Source organism: Streptomyces sp. AMJ-169 (assembly GCF_055597585.1).
Genome location: NZ_JBVLTJ010000024.1, coordinates 14,581 through 33,118 on the forward strand (window position 1 = coordinate 14,581; position 18,538 = coordinate 33,118).

19 protein-coding genes are annotated in these 18,538 nt (G+C 69.5%); 5 read left to right on the forward strand and 14 right to left on the reverse strand.

Annotated elements, in window-relative coordinates; translation table 11 throughout:
• The first annotated feature begins 97 nt into the window (after positions 1 to 97).
• Complete coding sequence (locus ACYUD3_RS36380) at positions 98 to 295, forward strand: hypothetical protein (protein ID WP_470980044.1); 198 nt, start codon at positions 98 to 100, stop codon at positions 293 to 295.
• Between the two features lie 8 nt (positions 296 to 303).
• On the opposite strand, the gene ACYUD3_RS36385 is transcribed toward ACYUD3_RS36380, so the two are convergent.
• The 10 genes from ACYUD3_RS36385 to ACYUD3_RS36430 all read right to left on the reverse strand — a co-directional run bounded on the left by ACYUD3_RS36385 (position 304) and on the right by ACYUD3_RS36430 (position 11,759).
• Positions 304 to 1,494 carry an IS110 family RNA-guided transposase gene (locus ACYUD3_RS36385; protein ID WP_470980047.1) on the reverse strand — a complete coding sequence of 397 codons (1,191 nt, stop codon included), beginning with the start codon at positions 1,492 to 1,494 and terminating at the stop codon, positions 304 to 306.
• Between the two features lie 312 nt (positions 1,495 to 1,806).
• Positions 1,807 to 2,079 (reverse strand): hypothetical protein, encoded by a 273-nt coding sequence (locus tag ACYUD3_RS36390; protein ID WP_470980050.1) that lies wholly within the window; start codon positions 2,077 to 2,079, stop codon positions 1,807 to 1,809.
• A gap of 175 nt (positions 2,080 to 2,254) precedes the next feature.
• Positions 2,255 to 2,446 (reverse strand): hypothetical protein, encoded by a 192-nt coding sequence (locus ACYUD3_RS36395; RefSeq protein WP_470980053.1) that lies wholly within the window; start codon positions 2,444 to 2,446, stop codon positions 2,255 to 2,257.
• Positions 2,447 to 2,601: 155 nt separating this feature from the next.
• A complete protein-coding gene (locus tag ACYUD3_RS36400; RefSeq protein WP_470980056.1) occupies positions 2,602 to 4,854 on the reverse strand; it encodes a hypothetical protein in 2,253 nt (750 codons plus the stop codon).
• A complete protein-coding gene (locus ACYUD3_RS36405; RefSeq protein ID WP_470980059.1) occupies positions 4,854 to 5,936 on the reverse strand; it encodes a hypothetical protein in 1,083 nt (360 codons plus the stop codon). Before ACYUD3_RS36405 ends, ACYUD3_RS36400 begins: the two co-directional genes overlap by 1 nt.
• A 113-nt stretch (positions 5,937 to 6,049) precedes the next feature.
• The gene (locus tag ACYUD3_RS36410; RefSeq protein ID WP_470980062.1) at positions 6,050 to 7,297 is read right to left on the reverse strand and encodes a proton-conducting transporter membrane subunit; all 1,248 of its coding nucleotides are present in this window, start codon (positions 7,295 to 7,297) and stop codon (positions 6,050 to 6,052) included.
• A gap of 5 nt (positions 7,298 to 7,302) precedes the next feature.
• Positions 7,303 to 7,581 (reverse strand): hypothetical protein, encoded by a 279-nt coding sequence (locus tag ACYUD3_RS36415; RefSeq protein WP_470980065.1) that lies wholly within the window; start codon positions 7,579 to 7,581, stop codon positions 7,303 to 7,305.
• 2 nt (positions 7,582 to 7,583) lie between these two features.
• Positions 7,584 to 8,576: a C40 family peptidase gene (locus ACYUD3_RS36420; RefSeq protein ID WP_470980068.1), complete on the reverse strand. Its 993-nt coding sequence runs from the start codon at positions 8,574 to 8,576 to the stop codon at positions 7,584 to 7,586.
• Between the two features lie 154 nt (positions 8,577 to 8,730).
• Entirely contained in the window at positions 8,731 to 10,317 is a 1,587-nt protein-coding gene (locus ACYUD3_RS36425; RefSeq protein WP_470980070.1) for an FtsK/SpoIIIE domain-containing protein, read from the reverse strand.
• Positions 10,318 to 10,610: 293 nt separating this feature from the next.
• Positions 10,611 to 11,759: a hypothetical protein gene (locus tag ACYUD3_RS36430; protein WP_470980073.1), complete on the reverse strand. Its 1,149-nt coding sequence runs from the start codon at positions 11,757 to 11,759 to the stop codon at positions 10,611 to 10,613.
• Between the two features lie 213 nt (positions 11,760 to 11,972).
• Here ACYUD3_RS36430 and ACYUD3_RS36435 point away from each other — a divergent pair, with 213 nt between their 5' ends.
• Positions 11,973 to 13,175, forward strand: a complete 1,203-nt coding sequence (locus tag ACYUD3_RS36435; protein WP_470980076.1) for an IS110 family RNA-guided transposase — start codon at positions 11,973 to 11,975, stop codon at positions 13,173 to 13,175.
• A gap of 151 nt (positions 13,176 to 13,326) precedes the next feature.
• On the opposite strand, the gene ACYUD3_RS36440 is transcribed toward ACYUD3_RS36435, so the two are convergent.
• The 4 genes from ACYUD3_RS36440 to ACYUD3_RS36455 form a co-directional block, all read right to left on the reverse strand.
• A complete protein-coding gene (locus tag ACYUD3_RS36440) occupies positions 13,327 to 13,608 on the reverse strand; it encodes a hypothetical protein (RefSeq protein WP_470980079.1) in 282 nt (93 codons plus the stop codon).
• A gap of 127 nt (positions 13,609 to 13,735) precedes the next feature.
• Entirely contained in the window at positions 13,736 to 14,053 is a 318-nt protein-coding gene (locus ACYUD3_RS36445) for a hypothetical protein (RefSeq protein WP_470980082.1), read from the reverse strand.
• Positions 14,054 to 14,205: 152 nt separating this feature from the next.
• Positions 14,206 to 14,484: a hypothetical protein gene (locus ACYUD3_RS36450; RefSeq protein WP_470980084.1), complete on the reverse strand. Its 279-nt coding sequence runs from the start codon at positions 14,482 to 14,484 to the stop codon at positions 14,206 to 14,208.
• On the reverse strand, positions 14,474 to 14,644 hold the full coding sequence (locus ACYUD3_RS36455) for a hypothetical protein (protein ID WP_470980087.1): 171 nt from the start codon (positions 14,642 to 14,644) through the stop codon (positions 14,474 to 14,476). The genes ACYUD3_RS36450 and ACYUD3_RS36455 overlap by 11 nt, the downstream gene beginning before the upstream one ends.
• Positions 14,645 to 15,320: 676 nt before the next feature.
• On the opposite strand from ACYUD3_RS36455, the gene ACYUD3_RS36460 reads away from it, so the two are divergent.
• From ACYUD3_RS36460 to ACYUD3_RS36470, 3 genes are all read left to right on the forward strand, one after another.
• The gene (locus ACYUD3_RS36460; protein WP_470980090.1) at positions 15,321 to 16,094 is read left to right on the forward strand and encodes a GntR family transcriptional regulator; all 774 of its coding nucleotides are present in this window, start codon (positions 15,321 to 15,323) and stop codon (positions 16,092 to 16,094) included.
• 17 nt (positions 16,095 to 16,111) lie between these two features.
• A complete protein-coding gene (locus ACYUD3_RS36465) occupies positions 16,112 to 16,687 on the forward strand; it encodes a GNAT family N-acetyltransferase (RefSeq protein WP_470980093.1) in 576 nt (191 codons plus the stop codon).
• A 718-nt stretch (positions 16,688 to 17,405) separates the two neighbouring features.
• Positions 17,406 to 18,530 carry a hypothetical protein gene (locus ACYUD3_RS36470; RefSeq protein WP_470980096.1) on the forward strand — a complete coding sequence of 375 codons (1,125 nt, stop codon included), beginning with the start codon at positions 17,406 to 17,408 and terminating at the stop codon, positions 18,528 to 18,530.
• Positions 18,531 to 18,538 lie beyond the last annotated feature (8 nt).

Below are 18,538 nucleotides of genomic sequence, written 5' to 3' on the forward strand. Positions count from 1 at the left end.
TGTTCGCGAACTAAGTTGACAGTAGGGCGCACCGCAGACGTCTGTCAACTTAGTTCGCGAACTTTATTCGCGAACTAAGTTGTGGGAGGCTGGCGGCATGACACCGACCGAGGACCCCGCCGCCGCCGTCGAGCGCGCACGGGAGACGTACGACGAGGCCCGCACCGGCCTGTTCGCCGCCATCAGGGCAGCCCTCGCGGCGGGCGTGCGCCCGTCGGAGATCGCCCGGCGCAGCAAATACACCCGCGAGTACATCGCCAAGATCCGCGACGGCCAGGGCCCCAAGGATTCCTAATGGAGATGTCAAGCGGCCAGGGTGGCGGGCGGTATGGGGGCATAGCACCGTCCGTCACGCAAGAGGGCCCACAGAACGTTGACCCGCCGACGGGCGAGAGCCATCACGGCCTGGCTGTGCCGTTTACCTTCGGCGCGCTTGCGATCGTAAAAGCGGCGGCTTTCGTCGCAGCAGCGGATGCTGATCAACGCGGAGGTGTAGAAGACGCGTTGGAGGCGCCGGCTGTAGCGAGTGGGGCGGTGCAGGTTGCCGCTCACCTTCCCGGAGTCACGAGGCACGGGAGAGACGCCGGCGAAGGCGGCCAGCCGGTCCGGGCTGGCGAAGGCGCCCATGTCTCCACCGGTGGCGGCCAGGAACTCGGCGCCCAGCAGGACACCGATGCCAGGCATGCTCGTGATCACCTCCGCGTCGCGGTGGCGGCGAAATCGGCCCTCGATGAGCTTGTCGGTCTCCGTGATCCTCTCGTTGAGGGCCATCACCTCCCTGGTCAGGGAGAGCACGACATGGGCGGTCATGTCCTCGCCGGGGACTGCGGTGTGCTGTCCTTCGGCCGCCTGGACGGCCTTGGCGGCGAGTTCGTCCGCGCCGCGGACCTTGCGGTTGCGCAGCCAGGTGGCCAGTCGCCGCTGGCCGGTGCGGCGTATGGAGGCCGGGGTCTGGTAGCCGGTCAGCAGTACCAAGGGGCCGATGTTGCCCAGGTCGAGTTCGCGTTCCAGGCCGGGGAAAATCTCGGTGAGGTGGCCGCGGAGCCGGTTGACGGTCCTGGTGCGGTCGTCGCTGAGATCCCGGCGGTGCCGGGTGAGGACCTTGAGGTCGGAGACCAGTTCGTCGCCGGGCCGCAAGGGCGTGAGGTCGCGCCGGATGCGGGCTTGGTCGGCGATCACCGCCGCGTCCTTGGCGTCGGTCTTGCCGTCGCCCCGGTAGCCCTCGGAGGCCCGGTTGACCGCGCGGCCGGGGATGTAGAGGAGCTGCTGGGCGTGGTTGAGCAGAACCGCGATGACCAGGGCGGCCCCGCCGTCCGCCAGGTCGATGCCCCAGACCGTTTCGTCGCCCAGGTCGAGAACGTCTCCGAGGAGCTTGAACAGCTCGCTCTCGTCGTTGGTGACGCGCCGGGACAGCAGCCGCTTGCCGGTTTCGTCGATCACCACGCAGTGGTGATGGGTCTTCCCGGCGTCGATACCGGCCCAGATCGCTGTCACGTGCTTCTCCGCGGGTCGTGTTCGTACAGGTACCACGGACGACCTCGCTGTCAAGTCCCTACTGAGCGATCAGTGCCGCAATTCCTAATGAGCAGCCGAGTCGTCGTGGGGCGCCGGGCGGCGAATCGTTGGAAGCCACAACTACGGCAGACGCCTGAAAGCCACACCCGGCACCCCTGGGTGAGCCAACCCTACGAATGGCTCGCTCAGCCCGATCAACAAGGTAGGGACGCCTGAGAACCCGCCCGGCACCCCGAAAACACGGGTGGGCCCGTACTCGATCGATCGAGTACGGGCCCACCCGTCATCGTCTCAGGACACGATCCCCAGGTCCTTCTCCAGGCTGTGCACGTGCCACCGGCAGGAAGCCCGGCGCAGGCGCGCCAGACGGTAGCGCCGGGCCCAGAACACACAGAGGCCCGCGTGACACGCTCCGAGAAAAGCCATCAGGCCCCGGTACCCGGGCGGACTCTCCGAAGCCGTCACAGCGAGCCACACCGTCATCGGCGTGATCACCCCGGAGACGACCGCTTGGGACGCCGCCTGCCGCACGCACCGCTGCTCCTCCCGGAGCCACTCGCGCATCCAGACCAGCATGGCCTCATCGTCGCTCCGCCCCCACGCCACAACCACACCTCCTCGAAGAACACAACGATTCAGAGATCCGAAGGAAGCTGCCGACCGGTCTCCGTCGGTCTCCGTGTGCCGGCAGCCGCAGCCACCACGGGCACGACCACCGGCACTCGGTACCAGCACGGGCTCATGCCGCCCGCCGCCGCTGCTGCGCCCGCTGCCTCTCGGTCTCCCGATCGAAGCGGCGCCCTCGCCGGCGCATCACCCACCTCGGCGTCAGCGCATCGCCGGGCCGTTCACCGCGGAGGGCGACCCTCACGGTCACGAGCACCGCGTACATCCACACGAAGACCATGGCGATCCAGGCGCTCCAGTCCATGTCCCTGCCGTCCTTACGTTGTTGCCGTGCTGGTTCCAGACCGTAGCGCCGGGCACCGCCTGTCAGTGGTTTTGATCTGTCACCCGATGGGGTGCTGAACCACGAAGGGGCCTGCAACCCAACCGAGTTGCAGGCCCCTTCGCCACGGAACGGCATCAGAGATCCGAGGGCAGCCGCCGGCCGCTCTCCGCGTCGTACGCCACCCCGGCCGGGGAGAGACGCACCGTACGCGACGCCGCCCGCGACCCCTCCGTCCACGACGCGCCGCCCACCGCCACCCGCACCGTCACTTCCGCCAACGGATCACTCACCGGCAACGCCAGCTGAGGATCTTTCGGGAAATAACCGTCCTTCTGCGTACTGCTAGCGGTCTGCTCACCAGCGTCGACCCTCAGATACCGCGAATTACGGTCGAAATATGAGCTTAGTTCCACGATGACGCGCTGACGGTCGCTGCTCCAATGGGCCACCACATGAACCTTGACTCCGTCGATCTGGAGTGCGGCTCCGGAGCGGCCTTTGTAGGCGGCGGCGGTCGCCGCCCGCTCTTCGCGGGCTTGCTCCAGGCTGGAGTGCTGGAGGAAAGCAGCGATCGCGATGCCCACGGCCGCGATCCCCGCGACGTAGCGCCAGGTCCGCCGGCGCTTCGGCGCGGGAGCCCCGGTGCCGCTCGGGGCGGGGTTGGTGAGCGGGGGCGGGGGCGGCGGGGAAGCATCGTACGGTGCGCTTCCGCCGGCCTGCGGCCCGGGACGCTCGTACTGCTCGAACCATTTCACGTCTTTGCCCATACGGGTGACGGTAGCGCGCAGGTAGGCCGCCTGAGCACGCTCACCGCACCTGTCGGCCATCCGCGCGCGGGTCACCAACCACGCAGCGGCCTCATCGGAGTTGAGCCCGTAGGTGGTGATGTCGTCCCGCTCGTGCACGGCTGCCAGCTGGGCGGCCTCGCTGTAGCGGCCCTCCTCCGCGGCCTGCATCACGGCCTGGTGCCGGGCGTCGAAAAGCCGTCGCCGGGGGTCGTCAGGCTGTTGAGAGTCGACCACAGGCTGCTGAGGGTTGACCACGTTGGGAGGCATCTCCCAGCCCCACCCGTCCTTCTCCCCCTCCTCAACTTCAGCGGCCTCGTCGGCGAGGCCGTGATCCGGCTTGATCAGGTCCACCGGGCCGCTCTGCCCGGCGCCCTCTTCCTCATCGTCTTCCGTCCCGGCGACGTCCTGCCCGTCCTCCTGGTCCAGGACTTGCTGGGCCCGGCGGCGGCGTGACGAGGTGTCGGTCAGCCGGACCTCGTCCTCCTCCAGGAGTGTCTCGACGATGTCGACGTAGTCCGGGCCGATCTTCCAGACGGCCTGTCCAGGGCCCAGAGAGGGGATCTTGTCGACGGCCCACTGCGGCAGGCCGAGCACCGAGCCGACGGCCAGGGCCTCCTCGGGAAGGAGACGGCCGACATGCGCGATTTCGCAGAGGCGGGCGAGGTCCCGGGCGCGGCCGTCACCGAGGTCGGACAGGGTGTGCATCACCACGTCCAGGCTCAGCGCGGTCTTCCGGCTGTACTTCAGCTGCCTCTGGATCAGGGCGGCGGAGGCGGGGGACAGCAGGAGCTGCCAGGCCTCCTCAAGGACCAGGTGGCGGTGGACGGCCGTGGACTGCCGCAGCCACACGTGTTCAGCCCAGCAGGAGACCGCTGCCATCAGGGACGGGATCGCGGGCGAATTGCGGTCGAGGAGGGTGAAATCGAAGCTGATGATCGGCAGGTCCGCCTCGGGGAGCGCGGCGTCCTCTCCGTCGAAGATGCCGCTCAGCGAGCCCTCGGTGTACCGGGACAGCGCGATCGCGACGCCCTCGCCCCACTCGGCGAGGCGGGCGGCGGGCCACCGGCCGTCCTGGGGACTGACCAGCACGTCGACCAGGGCGGCCAGGGCGGTCGCCTTGGGGTGGGCCAGGGCGTGCTGGAGCGCGTGGCCGGCCTGGGTGGTGAGCGCGCCGGGTTCGACCGAGAGGATGAGGGAGCGGATGAGCTGCTCACGGACCGGCGGCGAGAACAGTGTGCTGCACGGGTTGAGTGTGAAGTTCCCGGCCTGGATGACCCTGCCGTTCAGCTCCTTGGTGATCGGTGTCCACTCCCCGCGGTCGCCGTCCTCTCCCTGGGAGTCGATGACGACGGCCTGGTGGCCGTGGTCGCGGATCTCCCGGCGGATGCGGACCTTGGCCGTCGAGGACTTGCCGGAGCCGAGGCCGCCCAGCGCAAGGCTGTTGGTCGACGGCAGGACTGCGGCGTCGGCCATGACGGGGGACAGGCGGAACTGGCGGCCGTCGAGGAGCGAGCGGCCGACGGGGATGCCCGGGAACCGGCTGCTGGACACGGCGAGCGGCGCGGTGATCGCGGCGTGGGTGGAGGACAGGCGGATCATCAGAGGATCGCTCCCTTCCTGGTGGAGGCGCCGTGGGGGCTGGTCATCACGTGCGCGCGGTGCTGCTGGCCCGGGAGCCAGTCGAGCCGGATGCGGTGGCGGTCGGCGTCGAGGGAGGTCTGCCAGCGCGCGGCGGCGACCTGCTCGGGGCTGTCGCCCCACACGGTCAGGTAGGCGTCGACGTCGACGAGGGTCGCGCCCTGGACCAGCGCGCCGTGCGTGCCGCTGGAGGCCTGCTGCTCCGAGTCGAGCTTGACCTTGTCGGTGGTGAACGCCTCGCTGGCGGCCTGCTGCCACTTCGCGGAACGGCGCGCCTGGCCGACCGGCAGCGGCCGGTACAGCACCCCGACCGACCGCTCCGGGCCGTCCCGGTCCTCCAGCAGCAGCTTCGACATCAGGTCACCGCCGGTGGCGTCCGGCCAGCCGGTGATCCGGGCCGTCGCCGCGAACCGGCCGTCGTCCAGGCCGACCCACCCCGGGCCCCGCTCCACCGCCTGCGGGACCGGGTCCGGCTCCACCAGCATCAGCGCGCCGAGCCGGGCGAACTCCGCCTCCAGCGTGTCCAGCACCCGCCCCGGCTGACCGACCAGGCCCTCCGGCACGTGCACGGACACCGTCTGGGTGTGCACGGTGTACCCGCCGGTGGCGGCGGCGTGGTGCGTGACGTGCACCTGGACGCCGGCCGCGCGTGCCTGTTCGCTGGCGAACACCAGCGCCGCCGCGAACGCCTCGTGGAAGGCGGCCCGCCGGTAGGCGTCCTGCATGACGCCGTGCTGGGGGTAGAGCGTCCACGTCTCCGTCTCGCCCCGGCCGGCGGTCATCGAGGCGGGAGCGGTCCGCTCGCGCAGGTGGCGGTAGCCGACCGCCGCCCACCGCCCCACCGAGCGCCGTCCCGGCGCGGCGTTGATCACCGCCGCCGCCGCGCCGACCACGCCGAACGACCACAACGGGGGCGGCGCGGCCATCGCCGACAGCAGCAGTACACCCCCCATGCCGGCGTTCAGCTGCGTCATCAGGGTCTCGGCACGGCTCAGCCCCCGCTGCACGGCGGGAACCCGGTAACCGGGAGAGAGGGAATACACGGGCACGCTCCTTCAAGTCTGGGGTGGGGGAAGGGAAATCGGGCGCGGCCCCTGGCCCTGCCCCGGGTGAGGGCGGGGCCAGGGCCCCCCTCCCCCGCGTCCGGCTGGCCGGGCTACGGCCGGGCCGGGCCGGACCGGGGGGCCTGCGTCCTGGGCCTCGGGGCCTGCGCCTGCCCGCCGGACGGGGCCTGCTGGCCGGGGCCGGACGGCGGCTCGGGCCGCGACATGCGCGCCGCCCGGCGCGCCTGGGTCAGCCGGGCGGTGCGCTCCGCGCCCTCCTGGGTCTGCGCGATCACCGACGGCGTGGTCAGCCGCGATGTCCGGCTCGCCGGACGGATGCCGTACGCGCCGAGCAACGCGTCCTTGTCCCGGTGGACGGCCAGGCCCGGGGTGTCGACCGTGCGCCGGCCCTGCGGGGTCAACTCCCGCTCGTACGTCTCCGGTGCACCGAGCCGGACCAGCGCCCGCACCCCTTCGTGCTCGGTCTTGCGGTCCACCACCGTCCGCACGGCCCCCGCGACCCGGGGGCCGATGTAGGGGATGCCGTGGTGGATCATCCGGAGCATGATCACGTCCGCCGCCGTCAGCAGCACCAGGTGCATGGCGACGGAGTCCCTGGCGAAGCTGACGAACGGGGTGATCGCCAGCAGCGCGAACGGCGTGAACATCAGCCCCAGCAGCCGGTTCAGCCAGAGCTTGACCGCCGAGGTGTCGCCCCCTCGGGCGAGGGAGGCCAGCACCAGCGGGGCCATGATCACGTAGGCCAGGATGCCGAGCTGCCTCGTCATGAACACCAGCACGGCGAACCCGATCGCGACGCACATAGCGGCGAAGAGGAGCATCATCAGCAGCGGATTGCCCGCGTCGGGGCCCTTCTCCACCTCGCGGCCGATCGACCCCAGCAGCGTCGTCTCGTTGGAGTTGAACGCCGTCTTGAAGGCGCTGCTGATGGCTTTGTTCAGCAGCACGACGATGCCGGGGACCGAGGCCATGCCGGCGACCGCCGCCAGGGTCCAGCCGGTCGACATCCCCATCTGCTTCAGGCGGGGCGCGCCCTGCCAGGCCGTCAGCCCGCAGATCACGACCACGCACACGAAGATCGCGACCGCCAGATGCTGGCCCAGCCACAGGAACGGCCCGTACAGCCCCTCGGTGGCCTGCGCCGGCGCCCACAGATGCCCCGGCGCCAGCAGAGCCTTGAGCATCCTGATCAAGACGTCGGCAAGGTCTTTGACGTGGTCGGAGGCGCCGCCGATGAGGCCGCCTCCGCCGCTGCTGCCGCCGGAGCCGCCGCCCTCGGTACCCCGCTCGCAGTACTCGCGAGCGGGGCCCGTGATCCCGTCACAGGGATTGGAGGGCATCCGGATCAGCCCTTGACCGACGTGACGGTCGAGAACAAAGTGTCACCGTAGAGAGCCAGGACGACGGCGACGAACAGGGTGCCGACCGCCATCGACCCCCGCCGCAGGGACTCCTTGGGGTTGTTCGACAGGGTGAACAGCATCCGCAGAGCGATGACCGCGATCACGGCAGCGATGCCCTTGACGACCAGGCCGCCGCCGGTCAGTCCGATGGTGTCGAAAAAGTCTTTGAAACCGCCGGACATGTCGACAGCCTTGGCGAGCTGGATCGGGGACTTGGACATTTTCATGCCTCCTTGCTGTTACGGGGAACGGGCCGCGCGACGCCGAACAGATCGGTCATCGAATTGAGCGGTGAATAACGGACACTGATGCCGGGCCGGGGAGCCTCGATCATCCAGCCGCCGCCGATGTAGATGGCGACGTGATGGATGGCCGCGGCACTGGCACCGTAGAAAACGAGATCGCCGGGGCGCATGTCGCCGGGCCGGACCGGTTCCGACGCCACGTACTGCTGGGCGGCGGTCCGGGGGAGGAAAATACCGGCTTTCGCGTAGGCGTAGAGGGTGAGTCCGGAACAGTCGAACCCGGTGATCGTCTGCCCGGAACTCCCGTTGGGCGAGCAGCATATCCCCGTACTGGGACCGGACGCGTTCCCCCCGCCCCACGAATAGGGCTTGCCGATCATCTCCTGGGCGGCATTGATGGCGGTCACGCCCTGCGACGTACTCGCCGTTTTCCCGCCGGACGCCTGGCTGGCGAGGAACTTTATCGACTGGACATAATTCTGTGTCTCCTTGTACGGGGGGACGCCGCCGTACTTCTTTACGGCGCCGCTCCCCGCGTTGTAGGCGGCCAGCATATTGCTCTGCCGGTCGCCCGGAACATCTTTCACGTCCCTGGCGATGGAGCAGAGATATCCGGCGGCCGAGGGAATCGCGTCCTCGGGGTCCCAGACATCGCGTTTTCCGTCGCCGTTCCCGTCGACCCCGTGGGCTTCCCAGGTCGCGGGCATGAACTGCGCGATCCCCTCAGCTCCCACGGGCGACCGGGCTTTCGGGTTGAAATTGGATTCCTGCGTGAGGAGTGCAGCGATCAGATTCGGTGTGACCTCGGGGCAGGTTTTTCCCGCCTCCTCGATCAGGGACCGGTACTCGGCGGGGACGGACAGGCTGAGCGCCGCTCCCGCGGGGTCGTCGCCGGCCGTCTGCACGAGGGCCGCCACGACGACGGCCGCAGTGGCTCCCACGCCGATCGTGGCGATGGTGGTGGCTCGCAACGCCGTTTTCCCCTCCTTCCCTGTTTTTGATCGTTTTCACTGGTCAGGACCGTCATCGGGGACCGTCACAGGACCGTCCGGGCACCGTCCGGCGGACGGTGGTGACCGGCGGCCGACCGTCTTCCGGACGGTGCCCGGACGGTCCCGGCGACGGTCACGAACCGGACATCAGGGCCGCTGTGAGAGCGGCGAGCTCGTAGCCGCGCACGCCCTTCACCCGGCCGGCCGGAACGCCGAGAAGCCTGGTGAGCTTCTTTCCGGTATCGGTCGCGTCGTCCCCGAGAATTCCGAGGGCCGCCGCGAGATCGGGAGTCGCCATGAAATCGACTCCCTTGTCCCGCAGCACGTCGACCGCCTGTTTCAGTGGGGAAACAGGAATCGCCTCGATCTGCTTCTCCTGCCGCTTCTGAACATCGTCCACGACATCCCAGATGAACTGGTCAGGGAAATTGAATCCCCGGACGAGAGTGGAGACGCCGTGAGCGAACAGAACGCCCTGTCCCTTGATGGTCGAGTCCAGAAGAGAGGGACTGATCGGGGCCACGGTTTCGAAATACGTGTCACCGAGGACGACTTTCGCGGTGCCTTCGGACGCCACGTACAGGCTCAGCCGGTAGAGGAACTGGTCCCGGACCATCACCGGAATCGCGTCATTGGCCGGGCGCTGCGTGAGCATCACCACGCCGATTCCGGACTCCAGCGCCTTCGCCACCAGGGAACGTGCTTTCTCGGCGACCCTGCGGGCCATTTCCTTCCCTGCGGGTGTCCCGTCGTCGGAGAAGAAATCGGCCGCTTCGTCGACGATGAAGAAAACCGGCCGGAATATCGGAGCTGGTTTGCGGTTCCGGATGGCGTCCTGGATCTCGGTGTAACGGGCCGTGACCTTTCCGTTCAGTTCGTCGAGGAGATTATCCATGACAGCCGGTTCGTCCGACGCCTCGTAGCGCACGGCGATCGGTGCGAACCTGGTCAGCCCGCAGTGTTTTCCGTCGAGCAGGTAGAGGTCGAATTCGCCGTAGGCGATCAGAAGGCATGTGATGAGGCCGTTGACCAGAGTGGTCTTGCCCATCTGTGTCATTCCGCCGACCAGCATCGACGCCTTGTCGAACGTTTTTACTCCGGCGAGCTGGCCGGTGACTTCGTGCCCGAAGGGGACCCCGTCGAATTCCTCGATCTCCGTCCGGGTCGGCGGCGCGAACGGCTGGGTGAACGGGGGCTCGTTGAGGACCAGCAGCTGCACCCGGCGCTCGTTGTCGCGGGAGCGTTCGAGCTTCAGGTGAAGGCGGGTGACGCCGAACATGCCGGCGACGGCGCCCAGCTTCTTCTCGACGTGCTGGTAGGTGCGGCCCTTGGGCACGAGGAAGTCGTACATCCTGCCGACGGGCGGCAGGAGCTTGACCGTGGCCTCGTCGGCGCGCACCACCTCGTCGCGCCCGATGACCTGGGCCGTGCGTAGGGCCTCGGTCAGCTCCGGGTGCGCCGGAACCGCCTCAGGCTCTTCGCTGCTCTTCCCGGCCGCCTCCTGCTTCAGCGCCACTGCGGCGGGCTTGTCCTCGCCGCCCGCCCACAGCCGCTTCAGAGCGGTCTTGGCCCTCCAGGCGGCGTAGCCCAGCAGGACCAGGATCCCGGCGGTGAGCAGCACCGTCGCGGGCCACCCCAGGCCGAGCTTGTCCTTGACGGCCGCGAGGACCGCGAACACGGTGACCAGGGCGCCGATCGCGCCGGCCGTCTGCCCGTACATGTCCTCACCGGTGTCGTCCCGGCCCCTGGCTGCGGTTTTCCTCCCCACATTCCCTCCCTTTGCTGATCTTTTAGGCACGCAGGCACGCGAGCATAACCGAACGGTTGTTCCGAAAACTTGCGGGTTTAGCAGCGGTGCTCGCCGGGTCTGCTCCCTGGGTCTGCGAACGCTCCGTCCGCTCACCAGGTCACTCGCCGGGTCTGCGCCACCGTCGACTGCGGTGATCCGGCAGTCGCAGCAAGGGCCAGCCCACACGGGGCTGGCCCTCACTGGTGGTGCCGGGACACGGGCCGTCAGGCGCCCTCGGACTCCTCTTCCGCGTCGGCGTCCTCGGCCGCCTCGGCGGTCTCGGACCGGACGGAGACGCCCTCCTTCGCCATCAGCGCGCTCCACGCCTCCCTGATCCGCTTCTCACTGCCCGTGTAGCCGGCGGCGCGGAACTCGTCGCGCGCCTGGCGGTAGGACATCGGCGGGTCGTCGTGGTAGCGCAGGCGGCGCAGGACGACGTCGATCTGTTCGTCGGCCAGCGGTGTGCCGGGCTGCGGGACCGGCACACCCGCGACGGCCGCCAGTTCCTCCAGCTCGGTGTCGTGTGCCGCCGGGCGTGACGCCCGTGTGCCGCCGGGTGTGACGGCGTCCGTTGCGGACCCCTCCGGCAGTGCGCTGACCTGCGTGACTCCGTCGTGGCCGCCCGTGCCGGGCAGAGCGGCGGCGGCACGCCCGGGTGTGCCGGGCAGGGCCGGGGCGGCCGGGGTCCACGTGTCGATCTCCGGCAGGACGATCGCGGTCACCGAGGCCGGCAGCACCTTCTCCGCGACCGTCGCCGCGGTCGTCTGCGCCTGCGCGTGCAACACCTCGACCGTCTTCTGCTGGATCTTCAGCCGCTCCTTGCGGTAGGCGGTCTGGGCTGCGTCCACCCGGCGTTCCAGGTCGGCGGCGACGGTCAGGAACTCGATCCGGTTCGCGGCCTTGGCCGCCATCTCCTCCAGGCGGTCGGCGGTCTTCTGCCGCTCTTGCGCGATGCGCTGGCGCGTCTGCGACGACGTCGCACGCCCCAGCGCGGGGAGCACGATCCACCACGCCCCCTTGGTCATGACGATCGCGACCGGGGTGAGGACCACCGCCATGTCCGCGCCCGCGCCGGACAGGATCAGGTCCGCCGTCGGGATCGCGGCGTTGACGGCCGTCAGGACCAGCCCGGCGGTCATCACCCGCCACGCGCGGGAGCGGTTGTTGCCCGCCAGGGCCTCCGTCGCCTGCATCACGAGCCACAGGGTGTCCAGCGCACCCACGACCGGCACCGCCCACCACCCGAAGTGTGGGCTCAGGACGGTGTAGCTGACGTGGACCGACAGCACGGCCACGCCCAGGGTGATCACCCCGAGGACGGCCAGCACCGCCTCCCGGTACCGCTCCGCGAGCTTCTCCGTCTTCTCGCTCATCGTGTTCTCCGTAAGTTGTTAGGCGGCCCGGGAGGGCCGGGTGTGGCTGATCGTGTCTTGCCTTCAGTGGCTTCAGAGGAGTGGCCGCCCGGCTCTCCGGGGCGCCCTGGCTGCTGATTGAGATGTGCGCGCTTCGAGCGGTCGCTGATTACGGAGACGACAGCGGGGTGTTCCTCGGGCCCACGGCATACCGGATGGTGCGAGGAGAGGCGAATGAGTAAGCGGAAGGCCCAGGTCTGGGCTGGTATCGATGCCGGCAAGGGTCACCACTGGGGAGCGGTGGTTGATGAGACCGGCGTGACTCTGTGGTCGAAGAAGATCGACAATGACGAGTCGGCCATCCTGGCCGCGCTCGGCGAGATCCTCGACCTGGCGGACGAGGTCCGCTGGGCGGTGGACATCTCCGGCACGTCCTCCGCGCTGCTGCTCGCGCTGCTCGCGGCCCACGGCCAGAGAGCTGTTTACGTGCCCGGCCGGACGGTCAACCGCATGTCGGGCGCCTACCGGGGCGAGGCGAAGACCGACGCCCGGGACGCCTACGTCATCGCCGAGACCACCCGCCACCGTAACGACTTCGCCAACATCGAGGTACCAGCCCAGCTGGCCGCCGACCTGGCACTGCTGACCGCCCACCGATCGGACCTGGTAGCAGACCGAGTACGGATGATCAACCGTCTGCGCGACGTCCTGACCGGCATCTTCCCCGCGCTGGAGCGGGCCTTCGACTACAGCTCGCACAAGGGCGCACTGGTCCTGCTCACGGGCTACCAGACCCCGGCCGCCATCCGCCGGCGAGGCCGGGCGAGGCTGACGGCCTGGCTGGCCAACCGTGGTGTTCGCGGCGCCGACGCGGTCGCCCAGGCCGCGCTTGAAGCCGCTCAAGCCCAGCAGACCGTGCTGCCCGGTGAGGATGTCGCCGGGCAGATCGTCGCCGAACTGGCCGAGCAGATCCTGGCCCTGGACGACCGGCTCAAGCGGATGGACAAGCAGATCCGTGAGACGTTCCGCAGCCACCCGCAGGCGGAGATCATCGAGTCGATGCCCGGGCTGGGCCCGATACTCGGAGCTGAGTTCGTCGTTGCGGCCGGTGACCTGTCGTCCTACGCAGACGCCGGTCACCTCGCCTCCGCGGCCGGACTGGTACCCGTCCCACGCGACTCCGGACGCCGGACCGGCAACCTGCACCGGCCCAAGCGTTACAGCCGCCGCCTGCGCAGGGTCTTCTACCTGTCCGCGCAGACCAGCATCATCCGCGAAGGCCCGAACCGGGACTTCTACCTCAAGAAGCGCGGCGAAGGCTGCAAACACGTTCAGGCTGTCATCGCTCTCGCCCGCCGACGAGCCAGTGTCTTGTGGGCTTTGCTGCGTGACGGGCGAGTCTTCACCTCCGCCCCGCCGGTCACGCAGGCGGCTTGACTTCGTCATTGAGACTCCTCTCTCTGCAAGTGAGCCCGGCCGGCCGCCGGTTCGGGGCGGCCGGCCGGGATCGGTGCCACGGGGTGGAGCGGTGATCCGCGCGCGTCTCCCGCGCGACGGGACCGGCCGCTCCACCCCCCGGGGCGCCGGGTCAGTAGGCGGGGCCGTCCACCCGCACGACCCTCAGACAGGCCCTGGGGTGCTCTTTCTGGGTGCGGAGCACGTCGAGCGCGACCGACTGCAACGAGTTCGAGTCGCCGAAGCCCAGCAACTCACCGTTCCGCTGGTCGTAGATCCGCCAGTGGATGTCCTCCATGACGAGACCGCGCGGCGGCAGGGCCTCTCCCTGCCACATGTCCGGCGGCCGGGTGGCCGACCGGGCGGTGGGCCGGGCAGGGGTCAGGCGGTCACGCAGCCACGGGGGCAGTCCCATGCTCAATTTCCTTCCGTTCAGGGGGTTTTGGGGTGTCACCGGGGGCGCTGCTCGGACCGCTTGTTGACCTCGCGGACCTTGTCGCTCAGTTCCCGGTGCCCGTCCTCGTCGAGTCGGGTGGTGGTGATCACGCGGCGGCCTCCTGCCCGGCGGCGGCCGGGGCGGCGGCCGGGGCGGGCGCCGCTCCCGGCGGGCAGTCGGCCCCGGTGCAGCTCCACCTCCCGCACATCACGCAGGCGTCGTCGGCCATCACCGGCCGGTGCAGGGTCAGCAGCGGCGGGCGCTCGTAGCCGGGCGCCATCTCCGCGAGGGTCCGCCGCGCCCGCCGACCGGCGGGGACGGCCGCGTCCTGGCGGCGGACGACGTCCAGGAGGTGCGCGCCCAGCCGCTGGTCGGCCTCCCGGCCCGGGACCGGGCGGGTACGTGTCATGATCTTCGTGGTCAAGGGGCTCTCCTTACAGGTCCGTTGACCGGACAGCCCCGGAGCTCTCACCTTCCGGGGCTGTCGCTCGTTTCGTCCGGCCGGACGGCCGGCCACGGCCCGCCTCCCACCCCGCCGCACGGGCAGCGGCACGGGAGGGGGACCGTGGCGGATCGTCAGGCGGCGCCGGTCCAGGCCGACGCGCCCTCGCGCAGCAGATGGTCGCCGTCGGTCCAGGCCGACTCGATCGCGACCGGCTCCGACTCGGCGCGCCGTACATCCCTCACGACCAGCGCCCACCGCGCGCCCTCGCGGCGCAGCAGCCGCGCCGCCTCAAGCGGCCGGGTCACCACAGCGAGGACTTCCCACCGGACGCCGGCGCGGTCCTGGTAGAGCGTGCCGCGACGGCGCGGGCCGATCTGCCCCGCCACCGACTCCCGCAGCTCAACGGCCATTGCAGTCACCGCCGCACCGCCACATGCTCCCGTCGGCGATCCGCTCGGCGTCCTCCACCGTGAGCCTGGCCCGCCGCTCCACGATGCTGGGCCAGTGCGCGGCGTCGGCGCTGTACAAGGGGTCGCCGTCGGCCGACACCAGGGGTTTGGTGCGTGTCATGCTGTTGTCCACAGGTCCTCCGCGTAGGTCCTGGACAGCCCCGGGGGTGCGATCCCTGGGGCTGTCGCCGTTTCCCGGGCAGTCACCCGGAGCGCCCCGGACCGGACTCGAACCGGTCGTCGTTCCAACGGGGCCCGCGATATTCGCCCTTGTCTCACCGCGCGTTCGGATCACGGGCCGCCCGTGAAGGCGGCCCGGAAAAGGTTCGTGTCTAGCTCGCGTCGGCAGGGCTGGCTTGTCGCAGTTGCCTGAACCCGGGTGACCAGAGGACTCACCTCGTAGCTCCCCTCCGCAGGTCTCGTGCTCGGGGGCGCCGGCTAGTCGTGGCTCCGGGATCTCTCTATGCAGTTGAGAAGGAACGGACGGCCAGCCAGCTTCAGCCCCGTCAAGGGCCTGGTTCTGACGCCGCACATTCGGCACGCCTACGCCGGGAGCGCACGGGCCGAGACCCGGCACTCAACTTCGTGTCAGAAGTTGGCGCGACACAGACAGTAGCCTCCGGGCGTCAAGGTCGTCAAGAACTTCAGACACGAAGTTTGGGGAGTCTCAACAGGCCAAGAAATAAGGATTATTCGGAGAAAAGCGCAGCCAGCGGCAAGGACTGGGAGGGCTTCAGACCTGAAGTTGAGAATTCTCGTCCTGACTTCCGACCGGAAGTTGGGCTACTCTGCCGGGCATGCCACCAAGGATGAAGTCACCGCCGGTCCGCGAGATCGTGGACGACCTGGAGGGGCAGATCGTCTCCGGCGAACTGCGGCCCGGGGACCAGCTGCCCAGCACCCGCGACCTGTCGAGCCGGTACGGCGTCAGCGAGAAGACGGTCTACCGCGTCATCTCGCTGATGAAGGCCAGCGGACGGCTCGAAGCACGGCAGGGCAAGGGCGTGTTCGTCCGCTCCATCAGGCCACTTGAGTGGCATCTGCACCGGTTTGAGCGCGGGAGTCGCCGCGACGACCAGGACACCGGCCGGGACGACTGGAAGGCCGCTGCTGAGGAGCAGGGGCGCATCGCCACGCAGGACACCCCCCGGGTGACGGTCGAGCCGGCGCCCGCCGATGTCGCGGAATGGCTGATGGTCAAGTCCGGCACCTTCGTGGTGGCGCGGCGCCGCGTGCGCCGGGTCGACAACCAGCCGTATCAGCTGGCCGACAGCTGGTTCCCGACCGACATCGCCCTGAACACGCCCTTGATGGAGGAGGAGGACGTGACCAGGCCCGGCGGGGTCCTGGCGTTCATCGGGCACCCGCAGGTCGCCCTCCGCGACGAAATAAGGTGCTGGCCGCCCGCATCGCCCGTCGAGGTCGAGCGGCTCGAACTCCCCGAAGGGGTCGGGACGCCCGTCATCCGGCACACACGCATCGGGTACGGAGAGGACCGCAAGCCGGTGCGCGTGATGGTCACTGTGGCGCCTGGCCACCTCAACACGCTCGTGTACGAGATGGATGTCTGACCGTGAAGAATCAGAAGATGACCATCCGTCACGCCTCCAGCAACGACGAGGCGGCCCTGATGGGACTGCGCGTCGAGGCCGAGGAGTGGCTCGCCGCCGCCGGCATCGACCAGTGGCGCAGCGAGGGGTTCCGCGACCGCGCCCTCGCGAAATGGCGGGACGACATCGCTGCGGGCCGGACCTGGGTCGTCGAGAACAACCGCAGGGACGTCCTCGGGACAGTGACCCTCGCGCGTGCCGACCGCGACTTCTGGCGGACGTCCGACGTCCCGGAGGCCGCCGTGTACGTCGCCAAGCTGATCACCGCCCGCGAGGCGGCCGGCCTGCAACTGGGGGGCCGCATCCTCGACTGGGTCGGCTCGATCGCCCGCGAACGCCGGCTGCCCTGGGTACGCCTCGACTGCTGGCGCACGAACACCCGACTCCAGGAGTACTACCTGGAACAGGGGTTCCAGCACGTGCGGACCGAAGCCCCGGCCCATCGCCTCTCCGGCTGGATGGCCCAGCGGCCCGCCACGGTCGTCGCCCACCCCGACCTTCCACCGATCGTCACGGGAGCGGCAACCGTCAACACTCCGCTCTCGTCTCTCTGACCCACATCCGGCGCGGGGAAGGAGGATGATGGCCCGCAAAGTGGCGTCACGCCGACCCTGCGCCGCCCGCCCAGCGGGACGGTTCCGCAGGTTTTTTCCCGGAGGGCGAGCCCTCGGTGTACCGGCAGCGGAAACCCGGTACACCGCCCGCCCGGGGTCCGGCAGGATCGCCAAGTACATCGACTTTTGCCAGCTCAACGCTGGTTTCCCCAACCAGCGGGAGGGTTTCACGATGATCGCAGTGAACGCGCGCGCCCCATAACGCCCGAGGGCCGCCCTGTTGGAGCAGGACGGCCCTCGAACTCACTGCTTTTGACTCAGCCCCTGGCACCCAAGCCAGACAGAGACTGGGTCGTACGTCGGCGGTATGCCGGGCGCCCTACCCCGAAGGGCCCGGTCACCACGGACCAGAGTAGCGGGCGACACCAGGTCTACGCAGCACCATCGTGGACTCGCCCGGCCATCTGATGCTGCCCCGGCGTGCGGCTCTCTACCCCGATTGGGAGAGATCGCACCTCATGCACCACCCCCCCGGACTCGCTCTCGCGATGTCCCCCACCCCGCACCCCGCTACCGACGGCAGAGCCGGACCGTGTCCACAGGGGAATCACCGCAGGGTGGCGGCCATGACTCGTACCGCTCCCTCCCGCCAGGGCGATCTCGCGCCCCAGAACACCGCCGCTGCCTCGGCCGTGAACACCGCTGAGGGGGTGGCCCGATGACAGAGCAGCGTCCCCGCGAGACGTGGGTACGGCGGATCGAGCCGGAGCCCTCGGTCACGATCACCGAGGAGACGTTCTTCGGGCACGGCTGGCAGCCGTTGACGATCGCTGCGCTCCAGGCCCTGTGGTTCATGCCGCCGGGTGAGAACTTCGACGTCCCCGAACTCGTCGGCTGGTTCCGCGCGATGGGCTGGAAGTCGGCGAACGGCAAGCCGCTGGGCGAGGACGCCGTGCGCCGCGAACTCGCGCTGATCCGCAAGGCCGGGTACATCCGCGCGTACCGCGTCAAGGGTGAGAAGGGACGGCTCATCGGGATGCGCTACGAGATCTCCAGGCGCCCGGGGCCGCCGCAGGAGCAGATCGAGGTCGTCTTCGAGGATGAGGCGAAACCGCAGGTCACACCACATGCCTCCATTGAAGGCATGTGGAGGTCGACGGGCGGGGACAAAACGGAAAACCGCAGGTCGCGCCATGTGCCTCCAATGACCGCACATGGTGAATCACCACACATGGTGGATGAGGCAAAACCACAGGTCGCGCCATGTGCCTCCAATGGCGGTTTCCCCCCCACACCCCCCCTGGTGGTGGTGGATACCACCACCCCCAACCCCCTCACCGCTCCCGCTGGTCTCTCCGGTCACACCGACCCCGCTGCGCGGGGGGAGGAGGAGGCGGAAGCGTCGTCCGACGCCGAGGCACTCTCCGCCGCTGAGGAGTTCCTCCAGGAGATGCCCGCGCCGTGGGCCGTGGGACGGCCGACGGCGAAGCGGTACGCGCCGTTGCTGGTGGACAGCGCCAAGGCCCAGGGATGGGAACTCGACGACGACCTGGTCGTTGAACTGACCAAGGGGCAGCGGCCGAACAACCCCCAGGGCGCGCTCAAGACGCGGATCGAGAACCTGGTCCGGCGTCACCGTGCCGCTGCGACCGCTGCCTTGCCGACCCAGGCTGCTGCTTCCAGGGAGCTGTCTCTCGGCCTGCCTGAGTACTGCGGTGACCTGGACTGCGATGAGATCACCCGGATTCGGACCACCGAAAACGACCAGGGCTGGCGGATTGCCTCGCCCTGCCCCGAATGTCACCCGGCCTCCACCCGACAGCGTGCCGCCGCCGGGGCCTGACCCGAAGA

Bases quoted from the DNA above. Each gene is read 5' to 3' on its own strand.
- ACYUD3_RS36380 (WP_470980044.1), top strand. From the start codon at position 98: ATGACACCGACCGAGGACCCCGCCGCCGCCGTCGAGCGCGCACGGGAG.
- ACYUD3_RS36390 (WP_470980050.1), bottom strand. From the start codon at position 2,079: ATGCGCGAGTGGCTCCGGGAGGAGCAGCGGTGCGTGCGGCAGGCGGCG.
- ACYUD3_RS36395 (WP_470980053.1), bottom strand. From the start codon at position 2,446: ATGGACTGGAGCGCCTGGATCGCCATGGTCTTCGTGTGGATGTACGCG.
- ACYUD3_RS36400 (WP_470980056.1), bottom strand. From the start codon at position 4,854: ATGATCCGCCTGTCCTCCACCCACGCCGCGATCACCGCGCCGCTCGCC.
- ACYUD3_RS36410 (WP_470980062.1), bottom strand. From the start codon at position 7,297: ATGCCCTCCAATCCCTGTGACGGGATCACGGGCCCCGCTCGCGAGTAC.
- ACYUD3_RS36415 (WP_470980065.1), bottom strand. From the start codon at position 7,581: ATGTCCAAGTCCCCGATCCAGCTCGCCAAGGCTGTCGACATGTCCGGC.
- ACYUD3_RS36425 (WP_470980070.1), bottom strand. From the start codon at position 10,317: ATGTACGGGCAGACGGCCGGCGCGATCGGCGCCCTGGTCACCGTGTTC.
- ACYUD3_RS36430 (WP_470980073.1), bottom strand. From the start codon at position 11,759: ATGAGCGAGAAGACGGAGAAGCTCGCGGAGCGGTACCGGGAGGCGGTG.
- ACYUD3_RS36435 (WP_470980076.1), top strand. From the start codon at position 11,973: ATGAGTAAGCGGAAGGCCCAGGTCTGGGCTGGTATCGATGCCGGCAAG.
- ACYUD3_RS36440 (WP_470980079.1), bottom strand. From the start codon at position 13,608: ATGGGACTGCCCCCGTGGCTGCGTGACCGCCTGACCCCTGCCCGGCCC.
- ACYUD3_RS36450 (WP_470980084.1), bottom strand. From the start codon at position 14,484: ATGGCCGTTGAGCTGCGGGAGTCGGTGGCGGGGCAGATCGGCCCGCGC.
- ACYUD3_RS36455 (WP_470980087.1), bottom strand. From the start codon at position 14,644: ATGACACGCACCAAACCCCTGGTGTCGGCCGACGGCGACCCCTTGTAC.
- ACYUD3_RS36460 (WP_470980090.1), top strand. From the start codon at position 15,321: ATGCCACCAAGGATGAAGTCACCGCCGGTCCGCGAGATCGTGGACGAC.
- ACYUD3_RS36465 (WP_470980093.1), top strand. From the start codon at position 16,112: ATGACCATCCGTCACGCCTCCAGCAACGACGAGGCGGCCCTGATGGGA.
- ACYUD3_RS36470 (WP_470980096.1), top strand. From the start codon at position 17,406: ATGACAGAGCAGCGTCCCCGCGAGACGTGGGTACGGCGGATCGAGCCG.